Here is a 21,418-nt window from a genome sequence, read left to right as displayed (position 1 = left end):
TTTAACATTTTCCGTTAAACCTGTTGTCAATATTATTCTTCTTCAGTTACATCATTTGTTTCTTCTTTTTCAGTAATCGCCATTGTTACGACTTTTGCATTGTCTTCCATACGCATAACTTTTACTCCTTGCGTACTACGACCTGTTTGGGAAACATCTGCGACTGCAAAACGAATGATTACACCTTTATCATTGATAAGCATAATGTCCTCATCACCTGCAACCGTTGCGACACCTACAAGTTTTCCGTTTTTCTCGGTTACGTTAGCAGTTTTCATTCCTTTACCGCCACGACCTTTTACCGCATATTCTGAGCCAATTGTACGTTTTCCGTAGCCATTTTCTGTGATAATCAATACTTCTTTATCATCTGTCAAAACATCACTACCTACGACATAATCACCTTCACGTAAACGAATCCCACGCACACCAGCGGCAGTTCGTCCCATAGAACGCACGACTTCTTCCTCGAAACGAACTAAATAACCATTTGCCGTTGCAATGAAAATCGTCTGTTTCCCGTCTGTTGGAATTACGTTAATCAACTCGTCATCATCTTTTAAATTGATTGCTTTCAATCCATTAGAACGGATATTCGCAAATTCTCCTGCACTCACACGTTTCACAATTCCTTGTTTTGTTGTAAAGAATAGCTGATGCCCTTCTTGAGCCTGACCAGAAACGGAAAGAATCATTTTCACTTTTTCATTAGAGTCAATTCCTAGCAAGTTGACAATTGGAATCCCTTTTGCACTTCTGCCATATTCTGGAATTTCATAACCTTTGCTACGCAATACTCTTCCTCTATTCGTAAAGAATAGGAGCGTGTCATGAGTATTCGTTGCTAAAATAGTTTTGACAAAGTCATCATCGTTGACACCCATTCCTTGAACGCCACGACCGCCACGTTTTTGAGCACGAAACTCTGTTGCCGCCATGCGTTTGATGTAGCCGTTATTCGACAAGGTCAAAATTACTTCTTCTTCTTCAATCAAATCTTCATCTTCTAAACTCAAGACTTCACCAACTAGAAGTTCCGTTCTACGCTTATCATCATATTTACGACGAATTTCTGAAAGTTCATCTTTGATAATTTGAACTACACGCTCTGGACGTGCCAAAATATCTGCTAAATCCTTGATTAATTCTAAAAGATTTTGGTATTCTTCCTCTAATTTGTCACGTTCCAAACCTGTCAAACGACGCAAACGCATATCCAAAATTGCTTGCGATTGTTTTTCAGAAAGCTCAAAACGATTCATCAATTCCGTTTGAGCGATAGAATCGGTCTCACTGCCACGAATAATTGCAATAATTTCATCAATATGGTCAAGTGCGATTCGCAATCCTTCTAAAATATGAGCCCGAGCCTCTGCTTTTGCTTTGTCAAATTCTGTTCTGCGAACAATAATTTCTTTTTGATGCTCGATATAATGCTCTAAAATTTGTTTCAATGAAAGCAATTTAGGAGCACCATTGACAATAGCAAGCATATTGAAACCAAAACTTGTTTGCAATTGAGTCATTTTATAAAGATTGTTTAATACTACACTTGCTGATACATCACGGCGAACTTCGATAACTACACGTATCCCTTCACGATTACTTTCATCACGAAGTGCAGTAATGCCGTCCACTCGCTTATCACGAACCAATTCAGCAATTTTTTTGACCAGCGTTTCTTTGTTGACAACATACGGCAATTCCGTTACAACAATGCGTTCTTTCCCACTTGATGTTTCTTCCATTTCCACTCTTGAGCGAATGGTAATAGATCCTTTTCCTGTTTCGTAGGCTTTTCTAATACCACTTTTCCCCATAACAAGTGCAGCAGTAGGAAAATCTGGACCCGGAATCACTTCCATTAATTCTGCTACTGTAACATCAGGATTTTCCATGACAAGATTGATTGCATCAATGGTTTCACCTAAATTGTGCGGTGGAATATTGGTTGCCATCCCTACCGCAATTCCTGTCGTTCCATTGACTAAAAGATTAGGAAATCTTGCGGGCAACACTTGCGGTTCACGTTCTGTATCGTCATAGTTACTGATGAAATCAACAGTATTTTTATTAATATCACGCAACATCTCCATGGCAATTTTGCTCATGCGTGCCTCTGTATAACGCATTGCCGCTGCCTTGTCTCCGTCCATTGAACCAAAGTTTCCATGACCGTCTACAAGCATTTGGCGATAACTCCAAGGCTGTGCCATACGCACCATAGCCTCGTAAATAGAGGAGTCACCGTGTGGGTGATATTTCCCCATTACATCCCCAACAATACGAGCAGATTTTTTATGTGGCTTATCACTTGTTACACCAAGTTCATTCATTCCGTACAAAATACGTCTATGCACTGGTTTTAATCCATCTCGAACATCTGGCAAGGCACGAGCAACGATAACACTCATCGCATAGTCAATAAAGCTATCACGCATCTCCTGACTCAGATTTACATCAATAATATTTTTATCTTCCACTTTTTTCTTCTCCTTTTTAAAAAGGGTCTATACCTTACTATTATACCACAAAAAAACAGTAAATTGCGAAGTACTCAAAAAGAAAATGAGGAAAATAGAGATTTTTCCTGCCTTTTCTTAGAGGTAGAAAACTTTAGGATAACTCTAATGAAAAAACACACGCAATGCGTGTGCTAATTTTAAAGGTGTCCATAATTTATTTGATTTCATTATTTTTTTTGTAATCCAACAAAACAGGAACAATTGCCAAAAGAAATAACACAATTGGAAATAGCCATAATGCTTGATTATAACTAGCTGAATCTGTTGAATACCAATAATAAATAACAAAAACGAGCGAAAAAGAGGTGGACAAGTAGATACTTCTAGCGATAGATTTCATGACATTTCTCCTATGAATAGTTAAAGGGTAACTCTAAAAACTAGCTAATTTAACCTTAAGCAGAGTTTTTAAAGTTGCCCTAAACATAGTTTTACTTTTCTTTAGCGTACTCAAAATATTTCATTTTTAAGAAGTACGAACAGGTGTAATGAGTTGCACAAATTCTCCATTTTCTTCTGTTGGACGAAGAGTAAACGGACGAATAGGAGCGATAAATTGAATTTCAATATGACTTTTTCCAAAGGCACGCAAGGCATCTTTCATATAGTCAGGATTGAAACTAATCGTTAAATCTTCCCCTTCGACTTTTTCAGGAGACAATTCTTCATCAAATCGACCTACTTCTGGTGAATTTCCAAAAAGTGTTATTTTTCCAGATTTGATTTCAAGACGAACGATATTGCTTTGCCCTTCGTGACTCATCAAACTTGCACGATTGATTGCACTTGAGATTTCAGACGTTTCAAATGTAACACTTGTAGAACATTGCGAAGGAATCAAGCGATCGGTATCAGGATAATTTCCTTCCAAAAGTCGAGAATAATAAGAGATATTTTCTGTTTTAAACAAAATTTGCGAAGAAGTAATGTGTAGCGTAATTTCTTCATTTTCTTCACCGAAAATAGAGCTAATATGCTGCAAACTTTTTCCTGGTAAGACAACGTCAAAGTTTTCTCCGTCGTTTTCAAGAGTAATAATGCGTTGCGATAAACGGTGAGAATCTGTTGCGACAGCTTTTAGCGTAGCATCTTGAAGCATGAGATGAACCCCTGTCAAAATTGGTTTCGATTCATGTTTGGATACAGCAAAAACTGTTTCATTGATTACTTGTTTAACTAATGCAAGTGGCAAAGTAAGTGGTTTTTGACTTGTCACTTCAGGCAAGCGAGGATAGTTTTCAATATCCAAACCATTAACCACATAATCAGCTTTTCCGCTTGTAATATGCACTTGTGAGTTTTCTAAAACTTCTAGTGTAAAAGTCTTTTCAGGTAAACTAGAAATAATTTTCAAAAGGAAATTGGCATCTAGGACAATTCCTCCTTTATCATAAACTTTCATATCTGCTTTTTCATCTTTAATGTCAATTGTTGTAATCAACGAAATATCTACATTTGAACCTGTAAGGGTAAGTTTATCCTCAACTAATAACAATTTCACCCCTGTTAAAATTGGCATGGTTGTTTTGCTTTCAATTGCTTTACTTGTAATCAATAACTGACTTTTAAATACATCACGACTCATTGAAAAATGTAACATTCACTTTCCTCCATTCATTTTTTCTTTATTATACCAAAGAATACTAGCTTTCTACAATGTTTCTTAATGTTCTTTTATTTTTTGAGAATTTTTAGTGGTGCCCTCTCTATATATATTATTAAATAATATAGTAGTAGTAGGAGCTGTGGAAAAATAGAAAAACTGTTTGATATGTGAGTATGATAGGATTTTGCTTGTGAAAAAGCTGTGGAAAAGTGGAAAAGTTTTCCACAGCCTATTTCAATGCAAATTGAATTTTATCCACTTCTTTTTTGAAGTTCTCATCATTTTTCAAACGTTTTTCGATATTTTTACTCGCATACATTACCGTTGTATGATCTTTTCCGCCAAACTCCGCTCCGATTTTTGGTAGCGACTCTTTTGTCAGCTCACGTGAGAGATACATGGCGATTTGTCTGGCAGTGGTTACGACTTTGATCCGTTTTTTCCCTTTCAAATCTTTCACGGTTAAGCCGTAAAATTCACTTACAACCGTTTGTATGCTGAGAATGGTCATCTCTTTTGTGCTGTTATAGCTGTCTCCATTTAACGTTGCCAAAATTTCTTCTACAAAATCTGTTGTGATCTCTTTATTGCGAATGGTCGCCTGCGTATAAACGGTTGTCCAAGCTCCTTCCAGCTCACGAATTTGTGTTGTAATGCGACTAGCAATTAATTGCAAAATCTTATCGTCTACTTCTTCTATTTTTTCACGCTTGAGTATATTTCTCAAAATCGCTAAACGTGTTTCATAATCAGCCGGAGCAATATCAATAATCAAACCTTTTTGGAAACGAGAAACGTTTCGGTCAGTAAAATTATCCAAATCTTTCGGCAGCCGGTCACTTGTCATAACGATTGCTTTTCCGTTGTTAATCAACTGTTCAAAGGTATGGAAAAATTCAACTTCTGTCTGACTTTCCCTTGGCATAAATTGCACATCATCAATCATCAGCAAATCTAAATTTCGGAAGTACTCTCTGAACTCAGACATTTTCTTTTTCTGAATCGATTCGACAAATTCATTGGTGAAATTTTCTGCGGTAATATAACGAATTTTTGCAAGCGGATTGTTGCTTAAAATTTCATGTCCAATCGCTTGCATCAAATGCGTTTTCCCAAGACCTGACCCACCGTAAATAAACAATGGATTGTACGTTACACCGGGCTTAGTAGCAACGGCTAAAGCAGCAGCGTGTGCGACTTTGTTGCTATTTCCTTCGACAAAGTTTTCAAATGTATAGCGATCATTTAGTTTGGCATCCTCTGCATGAAATTCTTCTTGAGCAGAAGGGAGAAATTCCGCTATTTCTTCTCTTACATCAGGTATCTCGGTATTTACTTCACTTTCAGTGAGAACTTTTGCAATGATTTCTTTTCGTGTCACGTGATACCCAACGACTGTAATATCATCTGCTAAGTCCCCTTCCCAAAATTCCTTATGCACGTCAGAGGGGACGACAATCGTCAATACGCCGTTCTCTAAAGAAATTGGACGTGTGGTAAGGACAAAGTTTTTAATAAATACAGGAGACAATTTTTTGGTATGCTGTAAATATTCACTTAATGCATCCCATAATTTATCAATAGTTTCCATACTTCTATAACTCCTTTGAGCTTTTTGGTGTTTTTTTTCATCTACTTTAAAGCTCTAAATTTTTCATTTTTTTCAGCACTTTATCAATTCAGCTTTATTATCATATCATCTTTTGTAGCAGTTTTCCACACCCTAACAGCTCTTGTGGAAAAAAGTTTCACAGAGGTGAAATACGTTTTCCACAAGAGGAGGAAAAAATGTGGAAAAAGAGAGTGGAATATATACTTTTCCACAAGAAAAAGAAAAAAAGAGAGTGAAAACAGCAAAAACGGAAAAACATTTCCACAGTTTTTTCCACAAGTGGAAAAAAGATTTTCACAAGGTGTGATTCTGTGGAAAACTTGTGGAAAAGCCTGTAAAAAACGAAAAAAAGAGCGAAAATTTCCCTATTTTTTCCATAGGCGTGTGTGAAACAATCGCTCAAAAATTTTTTCATTTCCTTTAAAAAAATCAAGATTTTCGCTCTCTCTTGTTGTAAAATGAAGTATAAGATTTTTATAGAAATTACGTGGAGGAAAAAATGGCGAAAGAAACAATGATGAATGTGCTAGAAGAGTTAATTGAGGCGAAATTGAATAATTTTGATGTGACGATTGAGTGGCATCCCTCCATGCAAACAATTGAATTAACGGTAACCCTTTTTGCCGAAAACAAAGAAAACGTTGCGTTAGCGGATAAAGAGGCGATAGAAAGTCAGGAAAATGTGATTGCATTTGAAGATAGTGTGGTATTGTATAATCAAACACGTGTGAAAAATTTATCAAATGATGTGTTGTTTTCCCTTCCTTATGAGGATAAAAAAGGGATTCAAAGAGCGTATTTATCTGCATTGATCGAAACCCTGCAAGAAGTGCTTGTCAATGGACAAGATCAATTGCTTGATTTTTTAGAGGAAACAGCGATGTTATCAAAAATTGAGTCGATGAATGATGAGGAGATCAAAGAGTATTTCCAATCATTAGATGAAAATGAAAAAGAGAAATTATTGCAGATTTTAAATGTTGAAGAGGCTGAGTTTTCTCTTGAGTGGGATGAAAAAATGTTTGAGCAAGAATTAACAAATGCTTTAGCAACAGATAAAGGAAAAGAAATGGTGGTAGCACCGAAATTTTAATTTTAGGGTACCCAGTATGAGAAGAGGAAAAAATATGGAATGGACAGAAGTAAAAGTGATTGCCACCAGTGAGGCAGTTGAGGCGATTAGTAATATTTTGATTGAAAATGGAGCAAGCGGTGTAGCAATTGAAGATGATTTGGATATTGCACATTACGAGGTAGATGAATTTGGTGAAATTTTAGACAAGGAAAAATTGATGCGACACAATGAGGATGTGAATATTACTGCGTATTTTCCAGAAGTAATGAATGTCATCGAACTTTTACCTGAAATAAAATCCAGAATTTCACAATTGACCGAATTTGGTTTAGACATTGGAAAAAATGAAGTGGTTTTGCAAGCAATTGAAGAAGAAGGCTGGGCTGATGCGTGGAAAAAGTATTACGCACCAAAGCGTTTGACACGATTTTTAACCGTGGTGCCAAGTTGGGTGAATTACGAAAAAGAAGTAGAAGATGAACAATTGATTTTCTTAGATCCGGGAATGGCGTTTGGTACAGGAACGCATCCGACGACTCGTTTGAGTTTGCAGGCTCTTGAGAGTGTTTTGCGTAAAGGAGAGGTAGTTCTTGATGTGGGAGTTGGCAGCGGAGTGTTGAGCATTGCGGCGAGTTTGCTTGGTGCAAAGGAAATTTTCGCCTATGATTTGGACGAAGTAGCAGTCAATCGGGCAAAAGAGAATTTTGCTTTGAATCCAAAATGTGAAAATATCCATGTGGATAAAGGAAATTTATTACAAGGAGTCACTCAAAAAGCAGATGTTATTGTGGCAAATATTTTGGCGGATATATTGATTTTAATGACGAAGGATGCGTATCGTTTACTAGATGAAAATGGAAAATTGATTTTAAGTGGGATTATTTCAGAAAAACTTTCCATGGTGAGAGAAGAATTTGAGACGGTTGGTTTTGTGATTGAACAAGTTTTAACAAGTGGCGAATGGAATGCCCTCGTGTTAAGCAAAAACAAAGATGAACAGAACGGTATGGTGGGTGGCTAATGCAAAGATATTTTTTAGAAACTCCAACACCTGAAAGCAATACTCTTTTACTACAAGATGAAAATTTACATCATATGCTACGTGTGATGAGAATGAAAGAAAAACAAGAAGTTTATCTTGTTTTTTCAGATGAAAAAGTCTGGCAAGTTTCTGCAAAAGAAGTGAAGAATGACGGAATTTTGTTTGAAAAAGTTTGTGAGATTACAAAAAATGTTGAAATGCCTGTTCAAGTAAGCATTGCTTCTGGTTTTCCAAAAGGTGATAAGGCAGAGTGGATTACGCAAAAAGCTGTGGAATTAGGCGTGCATACGATTTTCTTTTTCCCAAGTACCAATTCTGTGGTGAAGTGGGATGATAAAAAACGGGAGAAAAAACAAATTCGTTTGCAAAAAATAGCACAAGAGGCAGCCGAACAAAGCCATAGAACACATTTACCAAAAGTAGAATTGCTTGCGAATATTCAAGAATTGTATAGTCGATTTGTCGATTATCAAGAAATTTTGATTGCCTATGAAGAAAGTGCAAAAAATGGTGAGGACGCTCAATTACTTCAGACGATAGGAAAAATGGAAAAAGGCGAGGAGTTGCTTGCTATCTTCGGTGCAGAAGGTGGATTATCTGTTGAGGAAGTAGAAAAAATGACTGCTTTAGGTGGCAAGTGTGCAGGACTTGGTCCACGGATTTTACGAACAGAAACCGCCCCAATGTATTTGCTCGGAGCAGTAAGTGTTTTAACAGAATTAAAAAACGGAGGATGCAGTGAGAACAATGAGGAATTTTTAAAGGGGGTGTCAATGGATGCAAAGAAAATTACTCATAAAAGCGGATATGACGGATGATGAGTTAAAAGAGACACTTTTAAATTTAGACGATAGAATAGAGGAAGTTTTTGTTTTGCCTAATCATCTCACACGTGCTAAACAGCTACTTTATAGAAGAGAAATTAAACTTGCAAGTCTTATAGATTATCCTTTAGGATGTGGCACAACGGGAAAAATTGCTTTTGAAGTAGGGGAGAGTTTTCGTCTCGGTGCGGAAATTTTGCAGATTTCTTTACCAATTTATGCGATAAAAGAACAGAATTTTGATGTGATAAAAAATTTGTGCGAGACACTTTTTCCTCTTGGTGCAACTCGGGAATTGCGGTTTTGCGTGGAAAATACGCAATTAAGAGAAATCGACAAAATCAAATTGGCACAAAATATTTCTTCGTTGAACATTCGGCATTTAACCCTTCATGTGAAAAATATCGAAAATGCTCTACATGATATATCCGTTTTTCAATTGGACGCAGGAGAAGAGGTAACACTTCATGTGAATGTGCAAGAGTTGAATAAAGAAAAACTCCCTTTACTTTACAAAACAGGTATAAAAAGAGTCGGAGCTTTTATTTTATAACTATTTTTGTTAGAATGAGTTCATTTAGTAATGAAAAAATCGAAGTTTTTTAGAACAGGGGGCGAAATTCATGTCAAAAGAAGAAAATATGACGGGTGAGGAAGTCATTCGTATGGTCAGTCATTATATGACAGAGGAACAAACACAATTTGTGCAGAAAGCACTTGATTTTGCGACAGAAAAGCACGCCCCAGATACAAGGAAAAGTGGCGAGCCTTACATCATTCATCCGATTCAAGTAGCAGGTATTTTGGCAGAATTGCACATGGATGCTCATACGGTTGCCACTGGATTTTTGCATGATGTGGTGGAAGACACTCCAGTGACGCTAGAAGATTTAAAAGAATTTTTTGGCGATGACGTGGCAAATTTGGTTGACGGCGTGACAAAACTTGGGAAAATCAAGTATAAAAGTCATGAGGAACAACTTGCTGAAAATCACAGGAAAATGCTCATTGCAATGGCACAAGATTTGCGAGTGATTTTGGTAAAACTTGCGGATAGATTGCATAATATGCGAACACTTGAACATTTACGTGAAGACAAACAGCGTAGAATTTCAATGGAAACAATGGAAATTTATGCTCCACTTGCTCATAGACTTGGGATTAGTCGAATAAAATGGGAATTAGAAGACACTGCGTTGCGTTATTTAAATCCTCAACAATATTACCGCATTGTCAATTTGATGAACTCAAAAAGAACTGAGCGGGAAGAATATATCGCTGATTCTGTCGAACAAATTCGTGAGGCAACGGAAGAATTAGAGATTTACGCTGAAATTTATGGACGTCCAAAACATTTATACTCGATTTATCGCAAAATGAAAGACCAGAAAAAGCAATTTGAAGAAATCTATGATTTACTTGCCATTCGTGTCATTGTAGATTCTATCAAAGAATGTTACGCTGTCTTAGGTGCAATTCACACGAAATGGACACCAATGCCGGGGAGATTCAAAGATTATATTGCCATGCCAAAGGCAAATATGTACCAATCCATTCATACAACGGTAATCGGGCCAAACGGCAATCCGCTTGAAGTGCAAATTCGTACAACGGAAATGCATGAAGTGGCAGAGTTTGGTGTGGCGGCTCATTGGGCGTATAAAGAAGGTCAAACGAAGAAATTAAAAGAAGATGCAATGACCAAAACACTCTCGTGGTTTCATGAAATTTTAGATTTACAAAAAGAAAGTACAGATGCCACAGATTTCATTGAAAGTGTAAAAGGAGATATTTTTTCTGATAAAGTCTATGTTTTTACACCAAAAGGAGAGGTGACGGAGCTTCCAGCAGGAAGTGGCCCACTTGATTTTGCTTATTCTATTCATACGCAAATTGGCGATAAAACAACTGGTGCAAAAGTGAATGGAAAAATGGTACAGCTTGATTACAAGCTGAAAACTGGAGATATTATCGAGATTATCACGAGCAGTAACTCCTTTGGTCCAAGTCGTGATTGGTTAAAACTGGTCAAAACGACAAAAGCACGAAATAAAATTAAGCGATTTTTCAAAACGCAAGACAAAGAACTTTCCATTAATAAAGGTCGTGAAATGATTGTTCATGAGCTTGTAGAAATGAAATTTAACACAGCTGTTTATCTCAATAAAGCACACGTTACTGAGATTTTGGAACGATTTAATTATAAAACAGAAGAAGAGCTGTTTGCTGCGGTTGGTTTTGGTGAAATTTCACCGATTACTGTTGCCAATCGTCTCACCGAAAAAGAACGTCGTGCGATAGATAAGCAAAAACAAAAAGAAAAAGAAGATGCCCTACTTCACAATGCAGTCAAAGTAGAAAAAGAGCCTGAAAAAATGAAAATTCGCCATGAAGGTGGCATTATCATTCAGGGAGCAAGCAATTTAATGGTTAGATTGTCTCGTTGCTGTAACCCTGTACCGGGAGATGAAATTATCGGCTACATTACCAAAGGACGTGGAATTTCTATTCATAGAAAAGATTGTCAAAATTTAGCCAGTCAACCTGAGCTAAACGAGCGGACTATTGATGTTGAGTGGGAAGATTCAAGAATATCTAATAATGGGAAAGATTACGTTGCTGAGTTAGATATTTTTGGCTACAATCGTAGTGGTTTACTCAATGATATTTTACAAGTCATTAGTGGACAAACAAAAAATCTCGTAAGCGTTGAGGCAAAACCAACCAAAGAAAAAATGGCAACTATTCACGTAGCACTAGGAATCAAAGACATTCATCATTTAACAGCAATAGTAGACAAAATAAAATCCGTCCCAGATGTCTACTCAGTAAAAAGAACAAATGGGTGACAAAGAAAAGCGTAGAGGGGCGTTTTGAGGTCTGTCGCAGTGAACCACAGCATTTACTTGCTGGAAACGCAGTTTCCAGTGCTGTTGCGAACAGCGACCAGACCTCAGCCCCTCGTAGCTAGACAAAGAAAAGCGTAGAGGGGCGTTCTGAAGTCTGCAACAGTGAACACTGTCGTTTATTTACTCGAAACGAAGTTTCGAGCGACATTGTGACCAGTTGCCAAACTTCAGCCCCTCGTAGCTAGACAAAGAAAAGCGAGCGGGGCGTTTTGAAGTCTGCAATAGTGAACACTGTCGTTTATTTACTCGAAACGAAGTTTCGAGCGACATTGTGACCAGTTGCCAAACTTCAGCCCCTCGTAGCTAGACAAAGAAAAGCGAGCGGGGCGTTTTGAAGTCTGCAATAGTGAACACTGTCGTTTATTTACTCGAAACGAAGTTTCGAGCGACATTGTGACCAGTTGCCAGACTTCAGCCCCTCATAGCTAGACAAAGAAAAGCGTAGAGGGGCGATTTGAGGTCTGTCGCAGTGAACCACAGCATTTACTTGCTGGAAACGCAGTTTCCAGTGCTGTTGTGAACAGCGACCAGACCTCAGCCCCTCATAGCTAGACAAAGAAAAGCGGAGAGGAAAAAATGAAAGCAGTAATCCAAAAAGTAAGCAGTGCAAGCGTGAAAATAGAAGGTAAAATTGTTGGAGAAATTAAAGAGGGTTTTATGATTTTACTAGGAGTACACGAAGAAGATACGCAAAAAGATGTAGATTACTTAGTGAGAAAAATTACAGGTTTGCGTGTATTTGAAGATGAAAATGAGAAAATGAATCTTTCTTTGCAAGATGTTGGCGGAAGTATTCTCAGTATTTCACAATTTACGCTTTATGCAGAAACGAAAAAAGGCAATCGCCCAAGTTTTATTCAGGCAGCTAAGCCAGAAGTGGCAATTCCACTTTATGAGGCATTTAATGCAGGTTTGCGAGCGAATGGTTTGACGGTGGCAGAAGGAGAATTTGGAGCAATGATGGACGTTTCACTTGTCAACAGTGGTCCAGTAACAATTATTATGGATACACGAGAACAATGAGAAAAACTGAGTATGGGTACCTCTAAAAACTAGCACTTTTAGATAAGTGTAGGTTTTTAGAGGTACTTTTTTCAGTTTTTTTACCTTTTCCTTTAAAATTTCTAATTTTAACCTCAATCTTTTGCTTATTAATAATCTATTGTATAAAATGATAGTGTGGAATGAGGTGAGAGTATGAAAAATTCAAGTATCATTGTAGAAGAAGTTGCGAGAAATTTTTTACACATTGTGCAATTTTTAAATAAACATTGTAATTCTTCAAAAACTATCACAGAAATAGCAAGTGAACTTCATTTGAAAGAGGTAAAAGTGAAAAATGCTCTTGAATTTTACGAGGAGTTGAAAACGATCCGAAAGGAAAATTTCGAGTTTGAAATTTCTTGGCAAGGAGCAGAAATAATCGCCACTTTTACGGAGGAATATTCATTTTATGAAGTGGCAGCAACAGTGATTCGACATGATTTTGGCTATAATTTTTTAGTGAAATTATTTATGGAAAGTGAAAATTTTAATTACGAGGATTTTTTATTAGAAAATGGTTATTCCCGTACAACTGGACATCGAAAGAAAAAAGAGTTGCAAGGGTTTTTGAATAAATACAACATTCAACTGGATGGTCGTGTAGGAAAATGGAATTTTGTTGGCGAAGAAAGAGATATTCGTCACATGATGTTTGCTATTCTTAGGCAAACACAAGTAAATGAATGGATACTAGAAAGGCAAATGTCAAGAGAAGCCATTCAAGGAACCATTCGTGATTTAATGCCTGAAAAACTACGAGATAAATACGGTGCCATTCGGCAAGTAGGTTTACTTTTTGCCATTCACAATTGGCGAATTAAGCAAAATCATCGGCTGAATCAGTCGATAAGTTGGAGCAGGGGTGTAAAAAAAGAGGAGCATTACGAGGAATTTAGAGCATTATACGAGAAAATTTTAAGCCCGTATGGTTTGACGGCAGAAGAAATGCAGGCGGAAGTGGAGCATTTTTATTTTCAAATTATTTACTCGCTTTCACCGATTTCCGAGTTTAACGGTGAGGAAAAGCGAAATTTTCATCACCCGTATGCAAAGGAAATAACGGAATTTATCGAAACGCTAGAAGTTTTTTATGACGAGAAATTGACAAAAAAAGAGGAAGTTTATGTTGCGTGGAATTTAGAACTTTCTTTTGACTACAAAGAAATTTTCCCGACCGATTTGGATATTTTTGGCAGAGAATTTGAAATGGTGCGAGTTGGTTATTTTGATTTATTTAAAACGTTGTTATTAGCTAAAAATGAGGAATTTTTTGGTGAAGTGCTTCAGCACGACTTTGTTACACGCATCTTTCAATTTTTACTTTTAGATATGTATACATCACATCGTGTGAAAATTCGCGTTCTTGTTTTTTCAATGTATGGTTTACATCAAACAAAATACATTATGAACTTGCTCAAAATGCTTACAGAAGTCCAATTAGAATTTGTCGAAAAACCTGAAGAAGCGGACTTGATTATTACAGATAGAAAAATTAATTATGACTTCCCGCAATTTATTTTGAGCTTTACCAATAAAGAAAGAATCGAACAACTGAAATTGAAGTTGGCAGAAATTGAAAAAAGAAAAATAGAAGAAAGAAGAAAACGCCTGTAATAGACGTTTTCTTTTTAAAGGCACCTCTAACAACTCCGCTTAAGACTAAATTAGCTAGTTTTTAGAGGTGTCCTTAAAGTTTTTTATTCTAAAACAAGTACCCCTTTTTCAAGTTTGAATGGCTCAAGCTCGTTGATGTGGTCAAAGAACATGACTCCGTTTAAGTGGTCAATTTCGTGTTGCACAACGATTGCTTCATAGCCACGCAATTTGATTTTTTTCGTTTCGCCGTCTTTATTTGTGTATTGCACGGTGATACGTGCATATCTTACGACAAATCCTTGAATTTCTCTATCAACAGAAAGACAACCCTCACCGTCTTTCAAACACGCCTTTTGTACGGAATGAGCGATGATTTTCGGATTGTAAAGAATTTCTTCTATAAGTGAGGCTGGATTTTCCAAATCATCATTTGGAACAAGAACGGCGATTATGCGTTTTGAAACGTCAAGTTGCGGAGCAGCGATTCCTACGCCACCACGTAACCCCATTTCTTCACTTTTAACAGGGTCTTGAGAATTTCTCAAAAACTCTAGCATTTTCTCGCCTAAAGTAATCCATTCCTTTTCGATAGGAAGGGAAATTTCGTCTGCCATAGCTCTCAATGTAGGATTTCCTTCACGGATAATATCGTCCATATTGATTGAATGATTTTCTTCCAAAAGCTCATTTAAAATTGTCATAGTCGTCTCCTTAGTAAATATCACTGAAATAAGTGTAGCATAAAAAGAAAGTTCTTGCCAAATGAAAGAAAATTGAGTATGATAGACAATGTAGTTTTAACTACACACCTTTTCTTCGTTTGGCGTGTCATGATCGCTTTACGCAGTTGAGGACAAATACAGATATAGAGGTGAAAAACATGGCAATTTCAAAAGAAAAGAAAAACGAAATCATTTCGCAATATGCACGTCACGAAGGTGATACTGGTTCTCCAGAAGTTCAAATCGCAGTGTTGACATATGAAATCAACCATTTGAACGCTCACATTCAAGTGCATAAAAAAGACCACCACACTTACCGTGGATTGATGAAGAAAATCGGTCACCGTCGTAACTTGCTTGCGTACTTGCGTCAAAAAGACGTTGAGCGTTACCGTGAATTGATTGCTTCACTTGGTTTACGTCGTTAAAAAACGCAAAACGCATCAAATTCATTTGCCTAAAGCATTGGATTTATGCGTTTTTTTGTTTAGATATGCCCCTATAAAGTAAGAATGGAGGAAGTTATGAATAAAAAAGAGTTATGTGCGTTATATCCTCAAGCGAAAATCATTCAGTCGGAGAAGGATTTTCACCATGCGAAACTAAATTTGTTGGTGGAGAGTGAAGTGGTGGCAATTCCGAAAGGAAATTTGTCGAAAACGGAGGAAACGTTGCTGAAAAATCTTTTTTCTGAGGTTAAACAAGATTATTTTCAACCTTGGTTTCGCTTTTTATGTGGCAAAGGAAACGCACCAAAAGAGATGACCTACCGAGTGATTCAGTATCAAACAACTGGTGAAATCACTCACTATACACGACTTTTGAGCGAGTTATTGCCGACAAATTTTTCTTTTTGCAATATAAGTAAAACGCATGGTTTCTTTTTGGAGGAACATTCTTCTTTCGAGCTTTCTAAAGAAGAATATCGTGATGTATTTGCAGCATTGGATAATGATTTATCCGTAGAAACATTTGGATATATTGGGAATTTTTACCATACGTCAGTTACTACAAGCTCATTATTCCAAGAAGAAATGAAGAATTTTGAGTATGTAGCAACACATTTTCACACTCAGGGAATTAGCACGTTGAGTGAAGTAATGTTGCATAAAACAGCACTTGAATTGCGTAAGGAAAGTGGAATTTTACAATATTTGAAAAAAGAATTGGAGCAAGACAGCGACATGGTTGAAATTATTAAACAACTATGGATTAATCAAGGCTCGATTTCTCACACGGCGAAGTATTTGAATTATCACCGAAATTCGTTGCAGTATAAAATGAAAAAATTTGAGGAAAGGTATGATTTTTCATTAAAAGATATGAATGAGTTGTATTTATGTTATTTGCTCGTCATATGACAACGATTTCAACTTGCACGAAAGAAAAAAGAAAACTTTGTGCAAGTTGACGAAGATTTTTTGAAGCCTTTTCATTAAACTTAAACTATCAAATAAATGAGGTGAAAAACATATGACAACAATGAGTTTAAAAAACATTAACAAAAAGTATCCAAACAATGATGCGTATTCCGTAGAAAATTTCAATTTGGAAATTAAGGACAAGGAGTTTATCGTATTTGTTGGACCGTCTGGTTGCGGGAAGTCTACTACTTTGCGTATGATTGCAGGACTTGAGGATATTTCATCAGGAGATTTTTCAATTGACGGTGTGCGAATGAACGACACTCCACCAAAAGATCGTGACATTGCAATGGTTTTCCAAAACTATGCACTTTATCCGCATATGACTGTATTTGACAATATGGCGTTTGGGCTAAAATTGCGTAAATATCCAAAAGACGAAATCAAACAGCGTGTGGAAGAGGCGGCTGCGATTCTTGGTTTGACAGAATTACTTGACCGTAAACCTGCCGATATGTCGGGTGGTCAACGTCAGCGTGTGGCGATGGGACGTGCGATTGTTCGAGATGCCAAAGTATTCCTAATGGATGAACCATTGTCAAACTTGGATGCGAAATTGCGTGTGCAAATGCGTGCAGAAATTGCGAAAATTCACCAAAGAATCGGGGCAACCACTATTTATGTAACCCATGACCAAACGGAAGCTATGACGCTTGCAGATCGCATTGTTATCATGAAACTTGGAAAAATCATGCAAATTGGTACTCCGCAAGAATTGTATAACAAACCAGCGAATAAATTTGTAGCAGGCTTTATTGGAAGTCCTGCAATGAACTTCTTTGATGTTGTCTTTGACGGAGAAAAAATTTCAAATGGAAAAGGTTTGGAATTGAGTTTGACAGAAGGTCAGACGAAAATTTTGATTGACAAAGGATATAAAGGAAAAGAACTTACTTTTGGTATTCGCCCAGAAGATATTAACTCTGAAAATATCCAAATCGAAACATTCCCTAAAACAGTTGTTGAAGCAACAGTTGTTGTAAGTGAATTACTTGGGCATGAAAGTATGCTCTACTCAACAATTGGCGACACAGAATTTATTTCTAAAGTAGATGCACGTGATTATCACAAACCGGGTGAAAAAGTCGAGCTAAGTTTCAATGTGACAAAAGCTAGATTCTTTGATTTGGAAAGTGAAGAGGCGATTTTAGATTGATTCAAAAAGCTCACGAGATTTGGATTTCGTGGGCTTTTTAGGTGTGTTTTGGTGGAAAAATTAAAACCGCTTGCATTTTTTCTCCCTATATTCATTTGGTGTTACTCCTATTCTACTTTTAAAAGCTCTTGAAAAGGAAGTATATTGACAATAACCAATTTCTTCGGCAATTTCAGAACAAGCTCTATCGGTTTCGGATATTTGCTTTAGAGCATAGTTGAAACATAGCTCTTTATAATATTGGTTTGCAGTTTGTTCAAAATGTATTTTGAATTGTTTGTTAATTGTATAAATAGAATGACGAGGGAAAGACAGCAATAGTTTTTCAACCCCCTCTCTTTCTGGACAAACTTTCTTTAACAAGTGTATCATTTGATGAATTTCTTCATCATTTTTCTCGAAAACAGCATTGATTGTCTGTTTGATAAGTAAAAATAATTCTTCTACGGTATCACTCAATTCATCTGACAAACTTTGAAGTCCACCAATGATAAGATTTCCCAATATTTCTTGTTCACGAGACAGAACTACTCGATGAAATAACATTTCTTCATACAAACGAAAAGTTGCGTGTTTATTTGTAGACAGAACAGGTAATTTTTGATCAATTGTTTCATATTCTGAAATCCATTTTTCAAGATTTTCCTTCTTTTTTAACTGTTCAATTTCATTTTTATGAACGGTCAATACAGAAGTAGCCACATCTTTGAAAGCAACAAAATCAACAAATTCTAAAGAAGAAATTTCTGTTATGATTTCTTCTTTTAATTCTTTATTTCCTTTCATTCTTTTTATCCCCCTCATCCCTTACATAAAAAATATATACAGTTTTTTAATTGTCAATCAATATTCTTTAATAAGTCAATTTTTTATTTGCTATAAATTATAATATACACAAATATTTTTAAACTGGCAAGAAATACTGAAAGATTTTATAAAATGATAGGTAAATTAAAAAAAATGATAGGTGTATTTTTCTATTCACTCGCTTATAATAATTTTATAAGCTATGGTAGCTTGTGGGAAGCGTAGAAATATTGTCAAAATACAATATGGGCACCTCTAAAAACTCGCACTTATCCTAAATTGCTAGTTATCCGATTTTCTTCGTCAATCTCCTCAACCTATGAACCACATAGCTTTCGTCGATTTCCTTGAAAATCGAAAAACTAGCTAATTTAGTCTTAAGCGGAGTTTTTAGAGGTACCCATATACTTGTATTGCAAAAAGGAGGAAACAAAAAATGAAACTTTTTCAAAAATTAGCAATTTCATTTGTAAGTATTCTTGCTCTTGTGGGAGTTTTTGAAATTGCACAGGCAGCGAAACCACCAAGATTCGCAGGTGTTCAATCAAGAGGGATACGCTCTGTTAATTATTTTATTAGCGGTTCGGCTAGCAATATCGGAGCGATTAACTCTGCTAAGCACAATTGGATGTATACAGGATGGGACAATCCTTTATATATGTACCAGCGTGGAAATAATTATGAAACAGCAATAGATTTCTATGGTGGAGCAATCTGGGATGGTGTTGGTGGAGTTACTGAATTTTATGACGGAGCCAATAGAGGAATTGCCTTAAACGGAAATGCACCCGGTCGTAATTTTTACTGGGCAAAAGTCACGCTTAATACAAAATATAGAAATGAAAGAGCGATGACGAGCGGTACGGTTGCTAAGCATGAGATAGGTCATGCTTTAGGTTTGGCTCATGCTTTGGGAAATGATAGTAGCAGTATTATGCAACCAACAATTCAAAAGACAACTGTTAGAAATGTAGATAAAGGAGCTAGCGATAAACTTACAGATGTTTATGGCTGGTATTGGTGAAAATGATGAAAAAAATATTACTTATTACGGCAGGATTGTTGTTTCTTGTAGGATGTTCTTCAACTAAAAAAGAAAGCAAACCAGAGAAAAAAGAAACGGCAAAAATTGAACAAGTCGTATCTAAAAAGGCAGAAAATTATACTTCTTATTTGGATAAAATTGATAGAAGTAAAGTTAAGACATCTGATATAGAGCTTGATTTGATGATAGATATTAAAAATCCAAAAGCATTAGAAGAAGAAAACACAAATGTATTTATTGCTAGAGTAATTTCCGTAGACAAAGCTGAGTTACGCCCAAATAGTTTAGGGAATACATTTCCTTATTCAGTAGGGAAGTTGGAAATTTTGAAAAACTTAGAAGGTGATGCGGAAGGTGTGGTTGAATTTGCAAGACTCGGTGGGATTTTAGAAGAAAAAGAACGAGCTAAAAACGATTTTCCAGAGGCAATTGAAAAAGCTAACTATCTCCGTGAACAATCAGGAAAAGGTCCAGTAGAAACAAGTAATGAATTAGTAGAAGTGAAAGCGAATGGAGATATTTATCTTTCCGCAGGTGAAGTGTATTTATTCTATGCAAATTGGGATAGTGAATGGAAAAAATATACTTTAAATGGTTTTGAATATGGTGCTTTAAAATTGGAAGATGATAAGCAACCAATTGAAGAAGTAAAAACAGCTGAAAACGAAATCGGGAAAACATGGGAAGTGAAAAATGAAGGAACTGGTCAACAAGAGGATTTGGGCGAGTATTTAGAAAAAATTGATGTAGAAGTAAAAGAAAAGTAAAGTAAAGTTATATAAGGGTACCTCTAAAAACTCCGTTTGACCAAAACTAGTAATTTTAGGCAAGCGTAATTTTTTAGAGGTACCCTTAAGAGTAATTTCTTTAGTTTGAGATAATTGTGATTTATTTAAAGTAGCCTATATTTTTACATAATAGTAAATTTATATATAAAAAGAGAAACGGTTAAAATAACACTTGAAATTTAATTTTTAGTTAGTTATAATGGCTATGCAGAGGAACATTATCTAGGCATTCGTGCTTGTGATATTCTCATTTTTTAGAGGTACCCATATGTTATAAGGAGGCGAAAAGTATGTTTTATTTATACTTGGGGTTATTTTGTTTTATTGTGGCAGATGTTATTCTTGCCAGAAAAGCAAAAGAAATAGAATTTTTGGATAAGGGAATTGTAGTGATTACTTTGTTATTTTTCCTCTATTTGTTTATTGTGTTTTTTCCAAAAACATTGAATTTCCAATTTATTATTATTTTATTTGGATTGTGGCTAGTTTTCTATAAAATTGGTCATTTATTGTATAAATATAAGAAAAAATAGTATTTTATTACAGAGGAGAACACCATGAAAACCATTTTTATAGACGAATTGAGAAGAAGTTTGCTGACGATTAAGTCAATGATAATTATTGTTTCATTTTTAGGGATAGCCTTTTTAGTAGGAAAATATTCAGAGGTTATTGCACTTGTTGCAGAGGGGAAAAGTGCGATTGTAACTGGAATGTTTGGAGGATTCACTCTTCTAGGAGCGTTATTTTCCTTTATGTTGTATGCTAGTAATTTGACAAGAGAGATAGAAACGGAATCTATTCGTTATATTACGCCCTATGTTTCACGGAGAAATATTTTCTTGGGAAAATTTTTTGCGATGACTGTTTATTTTTTCACACTGATTTTCTTTTCTTTATTGGTACTATTTATTACGGCTCTTTGTCAAATCGTGTGGAAAGCATCTATTTTACAAAGCGTACCTAAGAGAGTTGGACATCTTGTCCAGCTCCTCTTTTGCGTCTACCAGAAATAGTTTTCTTGTAGCATTCTGCTCTGTCGAACCTAGCCAGTAGCACAATTATAGGTCGTTCAACATGCAAAACCTTGTTCACTTGACTATTCTCTTGTTTTATCTTTCACTGTTACACTTTAAATACTGAAATATCTATTCTAAACCACCTTACAAATCCCTGTAAGAAGACCACACTGAATATAGCTCCTCGTACGGAAATTCTCAAATCTTCTAAAACCATAAGCCAA

General features: G+C 36.1%; 20 protein-coding genes. 14 read left to right on the top strand and 6 right to left on the bottom strand.

The window, feature by feature from the left end:
- Nucleotides 1–32 precede the first annotated feature (32 nt).
- The 4 genes from gyrA to dnaA all read right to left on the bottom strand — a co-directional run bounded on the left by gyrA (nucleotide 33) and on the right by dnaA (nucleotide 5,722).
- Nucleotides 33–2,441, bottom strand: coding sequence for a DNA gyrase subunit A (gene gyrA, locus B5D30_RS09700; RefSeq protein WP_078807903.1), 2,409 nt, complete (start codon nucleotides 2,439–2,441; stop codon nucleotides 33–35).
- Between the two features lie 238 nt (nucleotides 2,442–2,679).
- The gene (locus B5D30_RS09695) at nucleotides 2,680–2,865 is read right to left on the bottom strand and encodes a hypothetical protein (RefSeq protein WP_078807876.1); all 186 of its coding nucleotides are present in this window, start codon (nucleotides 2,863–2,865) and stop codon (nucleotides 2,680–2,682) included.
- Between the two features lie 126 nt (nucleotides 2,866–2,991).
- On the bottom strand, nucleotides 2,992–4,125 hold the full coding sequence (dnaN, locus tag B5D30_RS09690; RefSeq protein WP_078807875.1) for a DNA polymerase III subunit beta: 1,134 nt from the start codon (nucleotides 4,123–4,125) through the stop codon (nucleotides 2,992–2,994).
- 235 nt (nucleotides 4,126–4,360) lie between these two features.
- Nucleotides 4,361–5,722 (bottom strand): chromosomal replication initiator protein DnaA, encoded by a 1,362-nt coding sequence (gene dnaA / locus B5D30_RS09685; protein ID WP_078807874.1) that lies wholly within the window; start codon nucleotides 5,720–5,722, stop codon nucleotides 4,361–4,363.
- Nucleotides 5,723–6,242: 520 nt separating this feature from the next.
- On the opposite strand from dnaA, the gene B5D30_RS09680 reads away from it, so the two are divergent.
- The 7 genes from B5D30_RS09680 to B5D30_RS09650 all read left to right on the top strand — a co-directional run bounded on the left by B5D30_RS09680 (nucleotide 6,243) and on the right by B5D30_RS09650 (nucleotide 14,251).
- Nucleotides 6,243–6,836 carry a DUF3013 family protein gene (locus B5D30_RS09680; RefSeq protein WP_078807873.1) on the top strand — a complete coding sequence of 198 codons (594 nt, stop codon included), beginning with the start codon at nucleotides 6,243–6,245 and terminating at the stop codon, nucleotides 6,834–6,836.
- Between the two features lie 34 nt (nucleotides 6,837–6,870).
- The gene (prmA, locus tag B5D30_RS09675) at nucleotides 6,871–7,839 is read left to right on the top strand and encodes a 50S ribosomal protein L11 methyltransferase (protein WP_078807872.1); all 969 of its coding nucleotides are present in this window, start codon (nucleotides 6,871–6,873) and stop codon (nucleotides 7,837–7,839) included.
- A complete protein-coding gene (locus B5D30_RS09670; RefSeq protein WP_078807871.1) occupies nucleotides 7,839–8,678 on the top strand; it encodes a 16S rRNA (uracil(1498)-N(3))-methyltransferase in 840 nt (279 codons plus the stop codon). Before prmA ends, B5D30_RS09670 begins: the two co-directional genes overlap by 1 nt.
- Nucleotides 8,638–9,237 carry a beta/alpha barrel domain-containing protein gene (locus B5D30_RS09665; RefSeq protein WP_078807870.1) on the top strand — a complete coding sequence of 200 codons (600 nt, stop codon included), beginning with the start codon at nucleotides 8,638–8,640 and terminating at the stop codon, nucleotides 9,235–9,237. The genes B5D30_RS09670 and B5D30_RS09665 overlap by 41 nt, the downstream gene beginning before the upstream one ends.
- Nucleotides 9,238–9,307: 70 nt before the next feature.
- Complete coding sequence (locus tag B5D30_RS09660; protein ID WP_078807869.1) at nucleotides 9,308–11,533, top strand: RelA/SpoT family protein; 2,226 nt, start codon at nucleotides 9,308–9,310, stop codon at nucleotides 11,531–11,533.
- Nucleotides 11,534–12,169: 636 nt separating this feature from the next.
- Entirely contained in the window at nucleotides 12,170–12,616 is a 447-nt protein-coding gene (dtd, locus tag B5D30_RS09655) for a D-aminoacyl-tRNA deacylase (protein WP_078807868.1), read from the top strand.
- Nucleotides 12,617–12,790: 174 nt separating this feature from the next.
- Complete coding sequence (locus B5D30_RS09650) at nucleotides 12,791–14,251, top strand: helix-turn-helix domain-containing protein (protein ID WP_078807867.1); 1,461 nt, start codon at nucleotides 12,791–12,793, stop codon at nucleotides 14,249–14,251.
- Between the two features lie 83 nt (nucleotides 14,252–14,334).
- Here B5D30_RS09650 and def read toward each other — a convergent pair whose 3' ends face one another.
- A complete protein-coding gene (gene def, locus B5D30_RS09645) occupies nucleotides 14,335–14,934 on the bottom strand; it encodes a peptide deformylase (RefSeq protein WP_078807866.1) in 600 nt (199 codons plus the stop codon).
- Between the two features lie 179 nt (nucleotides 14,935–15,113).
- On the opposite strand from def, the gene rpsO reads away from it, so the two are divergent.
- The 3 genes from rpsO to B5D30_RS09630 all read left to right on the top strand — a co-directional run bounded on the left by rpsO (nucleotide 15,114) and on the right by B5D30_RS09630 (nucleotide 17,535).
- The gene (rpsO, locus tag B5D30_RS09640; protein ID WP_078807865.1) at nucleotides 15,114–15,383 is read left to right on the top strand and encodes a 30S ribosomal protein S15; all 270 of its coding nucleotides are present in this window, start codon (nucleotides 15,114–15,116) and stop codon (nucleotides 15,381–15,383) included.
- Between the two features lie 96 nt (nucleotides 15,384–15,479).
- Complete coding sequence (locus B5D30_RS09635) at nucleotides 15,480–16,316, top strand: helix-turn-helix domain-containing protein (RefSeq protein ID WP_159443283.1); 837 nt, start codon at nucleotides 15,480–15,482, stop codon at nucleotides 16,314–16,316.
- 112 nt (nucleotides 16,317–16,428) lie between these two features.
- On the top strand, nucleotides 16,429–17,535 hold the full coding sequence (locus tag B5D30_RS09630; RefSeq protein ID WP_078807863.1) for an ABC transporter ATP-binding protein: 1,107 nt from the start codon (nucleotides 16,429–16,431) through the stop codon (nucleotides 17,533–17,535).
- 60 nt (nucleotides 17,536–17,595) lie between these two features.
- On the opposite strand, the gene B5D30_RS09625 is transcribed toward B5D30_RS09630, so the two are convergent.
- Nucleotides 17,596–18,321 (bottom strand): helix-turn-helix domain-containing protein, encoded by a 726-nt coding sequence (locus B5D30_RS09625; protein WP_159443282.1) that lies wholly within the window; start codon nucleotides 18,319–18,321, stop codon nucleotides 17,596–17,598.
- A gap of 457 nt (nucleotides 18,322–18,778) precedes the next feature.
- On the opposite strand from B5D30_RS09625, the gene B5D30_RS09620 reads away from it, so the two are divergent.
- The 4 genes from B5D30_RS09620 (at nucleotide 18,779) to B5D30_RS09605 (ending at nucleotide 21,191) form a co-directional block, all read left to right on the top strand.
- Nucleotides 18,779–19,366, top strand: coding sequence for a matrixin family metalloprotease (locus B5D30_RS09620; RefSeq protein WP_078807861.1), 588 nt, complete (start codon nucleotides 18,779–18,781; stop codon nucleotides 19,364–19,366).
- Nucleotides 19,367–19,371: 5 nt separating this feature from the next.
- The gene (locus B5D30_RS09615; protein WP_144399560.1) at nucleotides 19,372–20,154 is read left to right on the top strand and encodes a hypothetical protein; all 783 of its coding nucleotides are present in this window, start codon (nucleotides 19,372–19,374) and stop codon (nucleotides 20,152–20,154) included.
- A gap of 311 nt (nucleotides 20,155–20,465) precedes the next feature.
- Nucleotides 20,466–20,708, top strand: coding sequence for a hypothetical protein (locus B5D30_RS09610; protein WP_078807859.1), 243 nt, complete (start codon nucleotides 20,466–20,468; stop codon nucleotides 20,706–20,708).
- Nucleotides 20,709–20,732: 24 nt separating this feature from the next.
- On the top strand, nucleotides 20,733–21,191 hold the full coding sequence (locus B5D30_RS09605) for a hypothetical protein (RefSeq protein WP_078807858.1): 459 nt from the start codon (nucleotides 20,733–20,735) through the stop codon (nucleotides 21,189–21,191).
- Nucleotides 21,192–21,418 lie beyond the last annotated feature (227 nt).

The sequence above is a fragment of the Pilibacter termitis genome, from assembly GCF_900167335.1.
In the GTDB taxonomy this organism is placed as follows: domain Bacteria; phylum Bacillota; class Bacilli; order Lactobacillales; family Streptococcaceae; genus Pilibacter; species Pilibacter termitis.
This window is presented reverse-complemented; position numbering and strand designations above follow the sequence as displayed.